The following is a 12,573-nucleotide window of genomic DNA, read 5'->3' on the forward strand; positions in this document are numbered from 1 at the left end:
TACCACTCACGGCAACCCCAAAGGGAGTGCATTCCCCGCTTGCGTTACCTTTTACCACTCCATGAAGTCCAAAAGGGAGTGCATTCCCCGCTTGTGTTACCTTTTACCACTCACGGCAACCCCAAAGGGAGTGCATTCCCCGCTTGCGTTACCTTTTACCACTCCATGAAGTCCAAAAGGGAGCGCATTCCCCGCTTGCATTACCTTTTACCACTCACTGCAACCCCAAAGGGAGTGCATTCCCCGCTTGCGTTACCTTTCATCACTCACTGCACCACCAAAGGGAGTGCATACCGCACTTGCGTTACCTTTTACCACTCACGGCAACCCCAAAGGGAGTGCATACCGCACTTGCGTTACCTTTTGCCACTCCATGAAGCCCAAAAGGGAGCGCATTCCCCGCTTGCGTTACCTTTCACCACTCACTGCGACCCCAAAGGGAGCGCATTCCCCGCTTGCGTTACCTTTTACCACTCCATGAAGCCCAAAAGGGAGCGCATTCCCCGCTTGCGTTACCTTTCACCTCTCACTGCGACCCCAAAGGGAGCGCATACCGCGCTTGCGTTACCTTTTACCACTCAATGCACCACCAAAGGGAGCGCATTCCCCGCTTGCGTTACCTTTTACCACTCCATGAAGCCCAAAAGGGAGCGCATTCCCCGCTTGCGTTACCTTTCACCTCTCACTGCGACCCCAAAGGGAGCGCATACCGCGCTTGCGTTACCTTTTACCACTCAATGCACCACCAAAGGGAGCGCATACCGCGCTTGCGTTACCTTTCACCACTCCATGAAGCAAAATTCTAACGAAAGAAAGCTATTTCTGTTTTGAACGCATCCATTTGCAATCATAATATTTCTCATTGGGTGATTATCAACGCTCGTTGCCCCAAGATAAGATTTTGCCTTAAATTCATTTTGCAACCTGTATAGCCCGATCAAATGGAGTCTCTGCCCTAATCCTTTCCGCAAATGCCTGGGATGCGTCCCGATCCAGAAAATACGCCCTTCTTGATCCGTATCTGGTTCTATGTGGGGAAAAACGACTCCAACAGGTTCGTTTTTAACAATCATCACCGTATACATATCCTTAACTTGCGAAGGCAATTCGGCTTCCATTTTCATTAAAAAACTTTCTGTCTCATCAAAGCTCCTGCCCATTACTTCAGATAAAAAGGAGATTGAGTCCGGATTATAAATCGACCATACTTCATATTCCGGAAGCAGACTGCTTACAGGCTCTGTGAATTCCTTGGTGAAGATAACCCTTTCCCCAACAACTTTCATTTTCTCCTTTGTGAATTTCAGCTTACCCAAAAGCGTTTTGGGACACTCTAGCATTATTTTTTTCTGTTTAGTGTTTGTCAAATGAAGAATAAGCTCATCAACTTCATATGTGTTGCTTAATTGCTCCTCTAAAATTTCCAAGAGGATTTCGCAATCATTCTGAATGTGATGCACTCCAAGAATTTTAAGTTTTTGTAATATCTCCTCCATAAAAACCTCCCCTGCTTGTATCCGTTTTTCTTCTTTTTCATTTTTGCAAATACAGAATAAAATATTGAAGGTCTGGAACGATCCGTTGCTTAGTAACTAGGTTCCATACTAAAAACGTTAATCCTGCTGGGACCAACACGACAGCCAGATTAAAATTATTCCTTGGCCAATATTTCATATTTTCAAGGCAGGGCATGTCAAATCTTCATTTCGGATTTGTCACTTCAAGACGTTTATAAGTATAAAAAAAGCCCACTTCCTCATCTAAATGCTGAGAAATCAGGCTTTTCTTGGCACTATTAATGGCAAATCCACCTTCTCGTAACATTAAAAAACCTACTTCTTTTGCAGCTCAATCCATTCTTTAACCAAGCGCTTAGGCGCGGCGCGCAAATAGGCTTCTTGAATCAATTCGGTCAGTTCCTCCCAATCCCCGTCATGTGGGTTTTGAATAGAAACCCAACCATGATGTCCGATATATGGGGTTTTGAAAAATTTCTCTTTCTGCAGCAAAAACACTTGGGTTTCCCGGTCTGATTTGAATGACAAGCCGGATCTTTCAGTCAGTTTCACAAAAGATTTACCATGAATTCGAAAGGAAGTGTGTCCAAAACCATCGATGTGTTCAACAGCTTCGGGCAGTAAATGGCAGATTTTGCGGGCATTATCCAGCATGCATTGTGATCCTCCCTGTGATTTCACGCTTCTTATCCACCTCTCCAACATGTAAAGTCATCTATCTTTTGTTAAAAATTTCAATCAAGTTCCTTGTTTACGGTTTTTCCAGTATGGGAAGCACGGAATTGACTTGGTGAAAGGCCTGTATTACGTTTAAACGCATTATAAAAGCTGGAGATGCTTTGATATCCTATTTGATAACCAATCTCCGTACTATTGCAGACCGTTGTCAATAGAAGCTCCTTTGCTTTCTCGACCCGCATCTTTTCTACATATTTTCGGGGAGTATCCCCTGTTCTTTCTTTGAAGATCCGATTCAAATGAAATGGACTGATCCCTACCCTTGTTGCAATTTCATGTAAAGGCATGGTTTGAACATAGTTATTTTTTATCAATCGGATGGTATCTTCCAATACCGATTCGAAAGGGTCATATACCTTGATATCCAAATCCGGCCGGCATCTTTTGCATGGTCGATAGCCTGCCCTCTGAGCTTCGTTTGCATTCGAGAAAAAGGATACATTTTCACAATTAGGAATTTTAGACTTGCAGGAAGGCCGGCAGAAGACTCCAGTTGTCTTGACGGCATAAAAGAATATCCCATCATATGCCGGATCACACGATATTGTTGCTTTCCACATGGTATCTTTGGAAAGTTCACTTTGATCCTTCATTCGCTTTTAACCCTCCCTTGCAAGCGGAAATCTTCCTGATCAAAATCATATAGATCGTATAGACCGCCACAACAATTAACGGAACAAATATATACAACCGGAAAAATGGGATCACCAGCAAACATAAAATGAAAGAGATTAACGATGCCCACCATGCCGGGGTATTCTTCCTAAATAATTTCACGCCTGCTGCCATTGATAGTACATAAACTACAACCCCAAGAGAAGTGGGGATAAACAATATATGATCAAACGTCAGGGACAAAGCGTTCACCGCTAAAACACCTGTTACCGAAAAACAGATAACAAACAATACCATCCGTCTTGGAACTTGAGTTTTCACATGCAATCTTGAAAAAAACTTTGGAAAAGCATGATTCCTGCTTAATGAATACCCTAATTGCGTTAAGCTCGCAACAAAAGCATTCGCGGTCCCTGTACAAATAATGAACGCTAAAACAGCCGTAATGGCTTTGGCACCTATGCCTATTGTATCTCCCATTATAACAGCAAGCGGGGCCAGGTTGTTCTCTTGGCTGCCATACGTGGCCGTTCCAATAGTGACAAAGCTTAACGCTAAAAATAACAGCCCAATGACAATTGCACTAACAACTGCTCCTTTGACAATGTCCTTTTCAGGCCTTTTAAAGTGCTCAGCTAGATTACATATTGCCTCCCAACCAAAAAAAGACCAGAAGATCACCGTTATCGCACTTCCGACAGAAAACCAGCCATTTGGGACAAAAGGAATAAAATTCTCCCATTGGATTCTTGGTAACGACACAACTACAGCTGACACCAATAGAATCAATAATAAAGAACTTAAAATCAATGCAACTTTCCCACTGACATTTACGCCGTAATAATTGGTAATACCTGCAATGGCCAAAATAAAGACAGCAATGAAAGTTGTTCCAAAATGCGGTAACCCAAATGCCTGACTGACGTAAAAAGCACCAGTCAAGGACACAATTGTCTGGCCTACACCTGCTGTTACGAAGTAAAACCAGCCAACGATATTGCCGAGATGATCCCCGAAAGAATTTCTCACAAAGGTTGCCGCTCCGCCGGCATCCGGATATTGCCGCGCCAAACTGGCAAAAGAATAAGCAAGCGGAAAGCTGATTAAAACAACGGTAACCCAGGATACAATCGACGCAGGGCCCGCTATAGAAGCGGTTACCCCCGATAAAAAAAGGACGCCTGAACCTAGAATGGCTGCAATGTATAGGGCAATTCCTTGAAATAACCCGATGGATTGATTGTTCATGTTTTCACCCCTTTTATTGCATTTAGTGTACTAGTAAAGGGATGAAAAACTCTTCTTATTTTTTGCGTTTTAATTCGTCGAAAACAGAACGTAAGGGGCCACTTTTCATTGTCTGGTTAACAGTACGTTGAAAGCTCGGCCTTGCCGGAAGTTAATGAAAGGCCTTAAACATTTGGAGCCTTATTTTACGTACAATACTTCACAAAGTTCGTACATGTTCGGCAAAAAGTTTGCCTCGAATAAATGATAGAGACGGACAATTGCATTAGCTGAAATACAAGGTTTTTAGTAAAATTCACAGAATAATAAATATTGAAGTGGATTGCTTTTATGAATGGAATGGGAGGATATGCATTTTAATGGGATTCTTTAATCGTTTTTTTAAGAAAGTTGAAGATGTTAATAAAGGTGCAGCTGCTATTTCCGAACTAGAATCCGAGTTTTATTTAGAATCACCAAAGGAAGCAGCAAGGGATTTCTGGGTGGAAGTAGCGCAGAATATAATCGTAAATGTGGTTAAGGCGGCTAACAACTCAGTCGATATCCTGGTAGATATGGGGGAACAACCATCTTTGGATATTTTTTATCAAATAGACGGCAGTTTAGTTATGTGGAACCAACTTGAAGATACCATTATAAAAGAAAAGATTGAAAATGAACTATTACCGCAAGCATCTACTGTCGCTACCGCAGTAAATAGGAACTTTACACAAGTTGAACATCCTAGGATTGCATTTGCTGAGCTACAGTTCGAATGGGCAACTGGAGCTTGGTTCTCCCATGTGATTTGGGAAGACGATGACAATGCAAATCTGGCAAAGGGCGAAATTCTAAGCAATTGGCTCAATACTTTGAGAGCTGAAATTAAAACCAGGCCACTAGACAGTGATACCAAACTTTCATGGTATCCTTAAAATCTGTTTTAAAAAAACATTGAAATTTACGGTTTCAATATTAATAGATTCCAGTATGGAGGAAAAGATTAATTTTCTATGCCCAATTATATGATAGAGGTTCTTTATGTGATGCTGTTATGGTTTAAAAGTGATGCAGCTCAAATTCTTTTTTCATCTCTTGATTTGTTTGCTTACCAGTTTGTGTGGAATTCGTTGAATTACCGTTTGGCGGCACCATTCTAAAAGTGTACGGTGGTTGGAATGTAAGAAAAACCAAGAAGCAGTGCCAGTCCTATAAAGGGATGGACTGCTTCCATCTAAATCTTCACTGCTTTTGAATATCGACCTGTCCGCTTTTTTAGCACCATTCTGGAAGCCTGCGTCTTAAGTGCCATCCACTGTGATATTTGCCGCCCTTTTTCTTGCTTTTAAAAACCTGACCAGGTTTAAGACAATGGTTTTTGTTACAGCATATGTTGGAACTGCCAACACCATACCTAAGACTCCAGCCAGATTCCCGGCTGCCAATAAAATGATGATGATCGTTGCTGGATGGGTATCCAATGATTTGCCCAAAATCATCGGTGACAGGAGGTTACCTTCGATTTGCTGCGCAATCAGTATGACCACTATTGCTAATAATGCTTTCGTAGGTGAATCAAAGAATGCGACCAGTACAGCGGGAGCCCCACCAATTATCGGGCCCACATACGGAATGATATTAGTGATGGCTACAATTAATGCCATGATCAAAGCGTAGCGTAAATCTATGATTAAATATCCGATAAAAGTCAAGATCCCCACCAAAGAAGCTACCATTACCTGCCCCTGTATGTATGCGGACAACGTTTCCCCTGTTTCCTTTAAAATTGTTAAACTCTCATCCCTGTATTCTGCTGGAATGAACTTTGAAACCGCTTTTGGGAAATTATGTCCATCCTTAAACATATAAAACAATAAAAATGGAACTGTCACAAAAATGATCGCAATATTGGTGATGATGCCAAAAAAGCCCTTGATTCCGTTAGTAAGCTTGTTCGGCAATGTATTAGCATACTCTCTTATGCTTCCCTCAACAGAATCAATCATTTCACGCTGTTCATCCCTGAAACTCTTAAACTCAGAAGACTGTACTACATCATAAAAAAATTCAGTTGTTTTATCAGCAAAAACAGGAAGATCGTTAGCAAGTTCTGTTGCTTGCTTGGAAATTGCTGGAACTAAACTGCCTACTGCCAAAACGATAAGACCGGCAAACACTACATAAATAACCAAAATCGCCCCGGCTCTTGGAAGTTTCTTACGTTCTAAAAAATCTACTATAGGATTCAAAAGGAAATACAGAAAACCGGTTATAAGAATTGGAAAGAAAACGGTTGTGAAAAAGACACCTATAGGTTTAAACATAAAGGTGATCTTTGTGGAAACCAAAATAATGGTCAATATAAGCAAAATTTGAATCAGCCAAAATTGCAATTTAGATTTAGTCAAAGTTCTTCCCTCTTGCCAATATATATTTTTTAACAGTATATCAAAACCCCGAAAGAAAACATAATAATTATAACACTAGCTTTGCACTAATCACATTTCAAAATTCTTTTTTAGCGCAAAGATAAAGTCCTTTTCAAGTGGTAACCCGTCCAAATCAAAAGGATCCACTCTTGAAAAAGGTTACACGGAACACTCCATTTGAGCCCAACCTTTTGGAGAAACGGGTAAAATCATGAAACCAGGCTATTATACGAAAAACTTAACGACGGTAAAGGCCGTTTGTCCGAATCAATTCGCCTCATATTTGTTATATTTTTCATGAAAGTATTGTTGCAATCCGTTACTAATCATTGAAAATGTAAAAATCGTTATCGCAATCGCTATTGTGCCTGTAATTGGGAACCAGGGGCTCGACCAGATATGCTTTGTAATTCCTGCAAAGAAAGTTGGCCATATGTTGGAAGTATTTAATGGCTTATAAGCACCCCCTAATTGTGAGACAAATTTAACGCTGAAATAAATCTCTACTATGCCTAACTGTCCAATGAGAAATAAAATCCTTCCAAGATCAGAAAAAAACTGAACAATGATATAAGGCCTTAAAGGTGGCCAATAATAATTCTTTAACATTTTAAATGATGAATTGCCAGATATAATTCCCGTTTCAATATAAGGTTTTTTCGATATATTTACCATTGTTTGGTGAAATAGATCAGCAACTCTGCCAACCTCAACTAAGGCAATGACAAATATGAACCACAGCGCCCTGTTATTGGAAAAAACGATAAAGGGAGCACCGACTATCATTATGATAAAAAAAACAGGAGGGATAAAGGAAAATAATCGATTCCAAACAATAAGGATTCTTCGTGTTATTGTTGAATAAAAGCTGCCAAGGCCTAATGGAATGGCAAAAATATAACGAATGATGGCTATCCCCAGAATTGTCAGGAGTGTCTCTTTCGTTCCAATCAAAACCCTGCTTAATAAATCGATACCGTTGGGATCAGAACCAATAAGGTATTCATCAGAAGGAGAAAACGGAGGTATCTCATAGCCTCCATCATCTTTTTTCCTCATCACATTATGTTCTAGTGAGGAATCAACAAATGGGAGATAGGGTGCCGAAAAAGCTATGATCAAAAGGAAAGCGAATAAAATTAATCCCACTGACAGCTTTTGGTTCATTGTTCGCTCTCCAGAAACTTAGGTTCCACCATCTCTTTACCTATTTGTGACAGTAAATTAGTCCCAAAAATAATAAAAGTAAAAAAAACGGTATAAGCAAAAGCAGATAGCCCATCTAATCCAATATTAATATCCACCATATTAATACTGGTACCATTGTGAATTGCTTCGAACATGCCATGCGCAGCCCCTTTAAAACTAGTCAACTTTTCAACAATAAATAGGTTCGACAGGACATAAAGAGTGATTGTATTAGAATGGGCTAGGATCATGGTTAATGAGTTTTTTAACATATGTATGTATAATATTCTATTTTGGGTGCTGCCTTTGGCCATAGCAGTGCGGATATAGTCATTTTCCCCTTCTTCTTTAAAACTAACATGAGTGATATTAGCTATATAAAAAATGGGATAAATTGAAAGAAAAAGAATACAAATAAGATAGTTTTCAATTTTTTCACTGCCGAATAAAGTAATATGGAAAAATAACCCCTTCTCATACAAAAACATAAGCCCTATTTGAGTTATGATAATAAAAAATATGTCAGGCATAGATAAAAAGATCAAAGTTATTCCGTTCCCTAAGAAATTAAGCTTCTTGTTTCGCATTTTAAAATCGAAAATACCTTTCCCAATGCCGATAAAGAAAGCTAGCAGTAATGCGGGGATGACTAAGAGGATGCTTTTTCCTGCTTTCTCTTTTATTTTTTCTGAATATAGCTGTCCAGGAGCTAACTCGCCTAACCCCTTATTTTCTTTCATATGAATAAAAAAACCCTCTATATTATGGATATGCTGAGAAAAATCATAGTTATAACTTGCAGAGATAAACTCGCCACTTTTTCCAACATTATATTGAGTATTAGCAGGAAGAAACAGGATACAGATAAACAGAAAAACACTTGTGATCCATAAGATTAAATTTACAAATAGTTTATTGATCATCACTTTTCAACTCCTCCCATGAGAGTGTGGCCTTTGACCGTACAAATTCACCTCCGTCACCAACTGGAATATTCTTCTTTAAATTAACCTTATTTTGTAAATTTTTCAATAAATTTTGAATACTTATGTTAAATTATTTTAAATGGGGATCTTTTATCAAAAGATTGGGGGAGAAGAATGTTTTCAATCAATAAAGAAAATAGGCCACAAATTTTACTTGCTTTATCAATTATAATTTTATTAACCAGCCTGTTTTTACCGATTATTTGCGTATTCATATTACAAGATATTTTCTACCATTCAAAATCTCATTGGATTTTCTCAACTCCAGCGTCTGCTTACATAACATTCATGATCGGAATGATTTGGATTTCAGTCGTTTTATTTTTTCATATTTTCATGACATCGAAATATGAATCCAGCATTATCAAGTGGGTCTCAAGCTTTTTCATCCTCTGGAGTATTCCACTTTTTGTATTAGGTGTGTCTAATTATTATTACGTAGATGAAAGGGGCATTCATTACAATTATTTAGGATCAATCAATGAAACGGCATATGAATGGAACAATTTCAAGGAAGTAAAAGAAATATATTCTGAAAAGAATGGCGTTTCAACGATAGAAGAGTATGAATTTATTACTAATGACCATGAAGTAATCGTATTGCCATTCAACTTGGAGTTCAAGGAAGCTCGAAAGAATATATTAAATATATTAGAGGAAAATGGAGTAAAGGTAACAAATAATTATGGGGAATTATATGAATTGCATTAAGGTTCGTGTTGCAATGTATGTGCTTTTAAATACGAGGGCGAGTTTTATATTGTTACAGAAGAAAAGGTGAACAGCGTAGGGGAGAAACTAGGGGATGTAAGATATTATTTAGACTTATGAATGCAGATAAAATGAACCACCTGTGCAAAGATTTGAGCCAGACATTGCATAAGATTGAGCCACTGATTGCAGACTAGAGGACCCGAAAATAATAATGTCCATCTCCATGTATAATGTAGAAGCATGCTTTTAAGCATGACACTCATATACAAGGAGGCTTTTTTGTGATTAATTATCGGAATATTCTGGATTTCCACTTCGAAAGTGTTAGTCAGAGAACCATCAGTTCGAGCGTTGGCCACTCCAGAAACACTGTTTCTAAAGTGATTAAACGAGCCAAGGCGGTTAATCCTTCCTGGACCAACGCCACCTATAGTTGAATAAGAAGAGAGAAAAAATCATTGTACTTTTTCAAAAAACTGTCGAACTTCTTTTGGTGATTTTAAAATGATTACTTGTTTTTCTTTAGACAATTGGTGGAGCCTCTTTAAAATTTCTGGTCTCTTAGTTTTAGGATAATTCCATATCCATTTAAAAAAGTCTAAGTCAAACCTTTCTTCGCAGCCTTCCCCCATATCTGGTCTTGTTTTATTTCGGTACTGCACCATTCTTTTGAAAGCACGGTAGACACAAATTGTTCTATTAATATCAAGAAAGATTATTGTATCTGCTGCATTAAGCCTTATATGAATTGTCCCACCGTAGTTTCCATCGATAATCCATTCTTCTTTATTAACTAAGTCATTTTGAACTTTTCTTTGTTCATCCTTTGGAACACCTACCCAATTTGGTTTCCAAAATAAAGCATCCAGATGATATACATTTATTTTTAGTTTTTCGCCTAATTGCCTTGCTAGTGTAGACTTACCTGACCCTCCTGAACCTATAAGTACAATCTTTTTCATATGCTTCCCCTCACTAAACAATACTGCACCGTTCGTTTTGTTTAATAAGGAATTCAACAAAAACTATCATGATTCCTCCGACTCCCAACCCATGCATGAAAATAATTCTCCTATGTCCATAATGTAGAGGACACAAACAGTAGGTAGGACGTGGCTTTTTATGGTGGCTAAGACCCTGTAACAAAAACTGTTTGAGTGGATTTGGTGATCACCCCTTTGTTGGCTCATTCCCCTTTTGGGAAGGATGACCACGTACAGAAAAATGCCTATTTTCAAATCCACTCGTTGTTTGTGATCTAACATGCGGAGGATTGGTATTATGGATGTATTTATTGAACGTTGTGCAGGTCTTGATGTTCATTCGGAGACTATCGTTGCCTGTGTTCTCACCGGCAAACAAGACGAGGATTTGATTAGGATAACTGAAACTTTTCCAACTTTGACGAAAGATCTCTTCCGTCTTTTAAAATGGCTGGAAGACCATGGCGTTACCCATATTGCGATGGAAAGCACCGGAGTCTATTGGAAACCTGTGTTTAATATCCTTGAAGACTTTTTTGATATTACACTTGCCAATGCCCAAAGGATTAAAAATGTCCCAGGAAGAAAAACAGATGTTTCCGTTGCCGAGTGGATTGCCAAATTATTGCGACACGGACTCATTGAAAAGAGTTTTGTGCCCCCGTCCGATATTCGGGAGCTTCGGGACCTCACACGCCTTCGAAAAAAGTGGATAGGTCATTTAACTTCCGAGAAGAACCCGATTCAGAAGGTTCTGGAGTGCTCAAATGTTAAGCTGAGTTCGGTTATTTCCAATGTCTTTGGGGTTTCGGGAAGAAAGCTGCTTGAGAGGCTGGTGGAACAGGGATACGTAGATGGCGATGATGTCGAAAGCAGGATACACGGAAAGATGTCATCTAAAAAACAATTAATTACTGACTCGCTCTTCGGTACGATTAATGACCATCAAAGGTTTCTAATCAAACAGTCTTGGCTTCACATTCAACAGCTGGAGGGACATATTTTAGAGGTTGAGAAAAGAATTGACCAGCTTCTGGAGGAATATAAAGAAGAACTTCATTTGCTTCTGACCATCCCTGGAATAAAGAAAGATACAGCAGCCATCATCATTGCCGAGATTGGAGTGGATATGAATCAGTTCCCAACCTCTCAACACTTATCCTCGTGGCCAGGTGTATCTCCTGGCAATCATGAAAGTGCAGGGAAACACAAAAGCACGCGAACAACCAAAGGAAATCCGCACATTAAATCAGCCATGTGTGAAGCAGCATGGGCTGTTTCCAGATGCCGAAACAGATGGTTAGCTACGAAATACTGGTCTACTGCCGCTAGAAGAGGAAAGAAAAAAGCACTCGTTGCGACATCGCACCGAATGCTTCGAATCATCTACTCCATGCTTATAAACAAGGAGCCATTTAAAGAAAGACAATTTATTTAGTATAACCAAAACCAAATAGATGTATACACGGATACCCTCCGACAGGTAGCCCTGCTTTCTTATTGGCTTTTTTAGGTTACTTTAAGGATTGCCGATTTCATAGAAAAAGGGCGGCAATCCTTCCTAGATCATCGCACCCGTTAGATTAATAATTAAACTTTTTTTACCATTCGTACTTGTTTCAAGATATGTCCATCAAACTCTGAGTCAGACTCTTTAACTATTTCGAACCCTTTAGCTTCATAAAAGTTCATACCAATCTTATTATCTTTTTCGACGTTTATATAAATTTCTTTTATGCCTATTAATTCTTTAATCGCTTGTTGTATCAAAGCATTACCTATCCCTTTACCTTGATATTCTGGATAAATATAAATAGCCGCCAATTCGACCTTTCCACCATCCCTTACTTTGGAATAGTTTGCAAAACCGATAACTTTCCCCTCAACTTCTGCAACATATACAATAGAACGTTCTATACGTTGTTTCATACTTTCATCACTATAATTTGATTTTACGAAGTTATTTTGTACTTCTAAGGGAATTATGCCCTCATATGTTGCATTCCAGGTAGTTTTTGCTATTCTTTGAACTTGTTTTGTATCTTCATACTGCATTTTACGAATGGTAATATTCATATAGAGCCCCCCTTTTAATTCATCGTATTGTCAAAACTTTTATAAGAAATAGGTTATAAAATCCTATGATAGAGGGCTTTTTAAGCAAAAAAATTGTCAC

The 12,573-nt window shown here is 38.9% G+C and carries 13 protein-coding genes; 3 read left to right on the forward strand and 10 right to left on the reverse strand.

Annotated features, from left to right (window positions below; all coding sequences use genetic code 11):
- Positions 1-779 precede the first annotated feature (779 nt).
- From JJQ88_RS08840 to JJQ88_RS08855, 5 genes are all read right to left on the reverse strand, one after another.
- Complete coding sequence (locus JJQ88_RS08840; protein WP_210365392.1) at positions 780-1,496, reverse strand: GNAT family N-acetyltransferase; 717 nt, start codon at positions 1,494-1,496, stop codon at positions 780-782.
- Between the two features lie 205 nt (positions 1,497-1,701).
- On the reverse strand, positions 1,702-1,824 hold the full coding sequence (locus tag JJQ88_RS21485) for a hypothetical protein (RefSeq protein WP_282597674.1): 123 nt from the start codon (positions 1,822-1,824) through the stop codon (positions 1,702-1,704).
- 8 nt (positions 1,825-1,832) lie between these two features.
- Positions 1,833-2,171: an MmcQ/YjbR family DNA-binding protein gene (locus JJQ88_RS08845; RefSeq protein WP_210365394.1), complete on the reverse strand. Its 339-nt coding sequence runs from the start codon at positions 2,169-2,171 to the stop codon at positions 1,833-1,835.
- Between the two features lie 80 nt (positions 2,172-2,251).
- Complete coding sequence (locus JJQ88_RS08850) at positions 2,252-2,848, reverse strand: bifunctional transcriptional activator/DNA repair enzyme AdaA (RefSeq protein ID WP_210365396.1); 597 nt, start codon at positions 2,846-2,848, stop codon at positions 2,252-2,254.
- The gene (locus JJQ88_RS08855) at positions 2,832-4,118 is read right to left on the reverse strand and encodes an APC family permease (RefSeq protein ID WP_210365398.1); all 1,287 of its coding nucleotides are present in this window, start codon (positions 4,116-4,118) and stop codon (positions 2,832-2,834) included. The genes JJQ88_RS08850 and JJQ88_RS08855 overlap by 17 nt, the downstream gene beginning before the upstream one ends.
- Positions 4,119-4,477: 359 nt before the next feature.
- On the opposite strand from JJQ88_RS08855, the gene JJQ88_RS08860 reads away from it, so the two are divergent.
- On the forward strand, positions 4,478-5,032 hold the full coding sequence (locus tag JJQ88_RS08860) for a hypothetical protein (protein ID WP_210365399.1): 555 nt from the start codon (positions 4,478-4,480) through the stop codon (positions 5,030-5,032).
- Between the two features lie 366 nt (positions 5,033-5,398).
- Here JJQ88_RS08860 and JJQ88_RS08865 read toward each other — a convergent pair whose 3' ends face one another.
- From JJQ88_RS08865 to JJQ88_RS08875, 3 genes are all read right to left on the reverse strand, one after another.
- Positions 5,399-6,505 carry an AI-2E family transporter gene (locus JJQ88_RS08865; protein WP_210365401.1) on the reverse strand — a complete coding sequence of 369 codons (1,107 nt, stop codon included), beginning with the start codon at positions 6,503-6,505 and terminating at the stop codon, positions 5,399-5,401.
- 288 nt (positions 6,506-6,793) lie between these two features.
- Positions 6,794-7,693: an ABC transporter permease subunit gene (locus JJQ88_RS08870; RefSeq protein WP_210365404.1), complete on the reverse strand. Its 900-nt coding sequence runs from the start codon at positions 7,691-7,693 to the stop codon at positions 6,794-6,796.
- Complete coding sequence (locus JJQ88_RS08875) at positions 7,690-8,637, reverse strand: ABC transporter permease subunit (RefSeq protein ID WP_210365406.1); 948 nt, start codon at positions 8,635-8,637, stop codon at positions 7,690-7,692. The genes JJQ88_RS08870 and JJQ88_RS08875 overlap by 4 nt, the downstream gene beginning before the upstream one ends.
- A gap of 177 nt (positions 8,638-8,814) precedes the next feature.
- On the opposite strand from JJQ88_RS08875, the gene JJQ88_RS08880 reads away from it, so the two are divergent.
- Positions 8,815-9,411: a hypothetical protein gene (locus JJQ88_RS08880; RefSeq protein ID WP_210365408.1), complete on the forward strand. Its 597-nt coding sequence runs from the start codon at positions 8,815-8,817 to the stop codon at positions 9,409-9,411.
- A 458-nt stretch (positions 9,412-9,869) separates the two neighbouring features.
- Here JJQ88_RS08880 and JJQ88_RS08885 read toward each other — a convergent pair whose 3' ends face one another.
- The gene (locus tag JJQ88_RS08885; RefSeq protein ID WP_210365410.1) at positions 9,870-10,376 is read right to left on the reverse strand and encodes a DNA topology modulation protein; all 507 of its coding nucleotides are present in this window, start codon (positions 10,374-10,376) and stop codon (positions 9,870-9,872) included.
- A 319-nt stretch (positions 10,377-10,695) separates the two neighbouring features.
- On the opposite strand from JJQ88_RS08885, the gene JJQ88_RS08890 reads away from it, so the two are divergent.
- Positions 10,696-11,835 carry an IS110 family RNA-guided transposase gene (locus JJQ88_RS08890; protein ID WP_210365412.1) on the forward strand — a complete coding sequence of 380 codons (1,140 nt, stop codon included), beginning with the start codon at positions 10,696-10,698 and terminating at the stop codon, positions 11,833-11,835.
- 152 nt (positions 11,836-11,987) lie between these two features.
- On the opposite strand, the gene JJQ88_RS08895 is transcribed toward JJQ88_RS08890, so the two are convergent.
- Positions 11,988-12,473, reverse strand: coding sequence for a GNAT family N-acetyltransferase (locus JJQ88_RS08895; RefSeq protein WP_210365414.1), 486 nt, complete (start codon positions 12,471-12,473; stop codon positions 11,988-11,990).
- Between the last annotated feature and the right edge of the window lie 100 nt (positions 12,474-12,573).

Origin of the sequence: Bacillus sp. REN3 (assembly GCF_017912555.1) — a bacterium.
Lineage (GTDB): Bacteria > Bacillota > Bacilli > Bacillales > Cytobacillaceae > Mesobacillus.

What these genes read in the sequence shown, in the direction of transcription:
- JJQ88_RS08840 (WP_210365392.1), bottom strand. Translation starts at nt 1,496, where the DNA reads ATGGAGGAGATATTACAAAAACTTAAAATTCTTGGAGTGCATCACATT.
- JJQ88_RS21485 (WP_282597674.1), bottom strand. Translation starts at nt 1,824, where the DNA reads ATGTTACGAGAAGGTGGATTTGCCATTAATAGTGCCAAGAAAAGCCTG.
- JJQ88_RS08845 (WP_210365394.1), bottom strand. Translation starts at nt 2,171, where the DNA reads ATGCTGGATAATGCCCGCAAAATCTGCCATTTACTGCCCGAAGCTGTT.
- JJQ88_RS08850 (WP_210365396.1), bottom strand. Translation starts at nt 2,848, where the DNA reads ATGAAGGATCAAAGTGAACTTTCCAAAGATACCATGTGGAAAGCAACA.
- JJQ88_RS08855 (WP_210365398.1), bottom strand. Translation starts at nt 4,118, where the DNA reads ATGAACAATCAATCCATCGGGTTATTTCAAGGAATTGCCCTATACATT.
- JJQ88_RS08860 (WP_210365399.1), top strand. Translation starts at nt 4,478, where the DNA reads ATGGGATTCTTTAATCGTTTTTTTAAGAAAGTTGAAGATGTTAATAAA.
- JJQ88_RS08870 (WP_210365404.1), bottom strand. Translation starts at nt 7,693, where the DNA reads ATGAACCAAAAGCTGTCAGTGGGATTAATTTTATTCGCTTTCCTTTTG.
- JJQ88_RS08875 (WP_210365406.1), bottom strand. Translation starts at nt 8,637, where the DNA reads ATGATCAATAAACTATTTGTAAATTTAATCTTATGGATCACAAGTGTT.
- JJQ88_RS08880 (WP_210365408.1), top strand. Translation starts at nt 8,815, where the DNA reads ATGTTTTCAATCAATAAAGAAAATAGGCCACAAATTTTACTTGCTTTA.
- JJQ88_RS08885 (WP_210365410.1), bottom strand. Translation starts at nt 10,376, where the DNA reads ATGAAAAAGATTGTACTTATAGGTTCAGGAGGGTCAGGTAAGTCTACA.
- JJQ88_RS08890 (WP_210365412.1), top strand. Translation starts at nt 10,696, where the DNA reads ATGGATGTATTTATTGAACGTTGTGCAGGTCTTGATGTTCATTCGGAG.
- JJQ88_RS08895 (WP_210365414.1), bottom strand. Translation starts at nt 12,473, where the DNA reads ATGAATATTACCATTCGTAAAATGCAGTATGAAGATACAAAACAAGTT.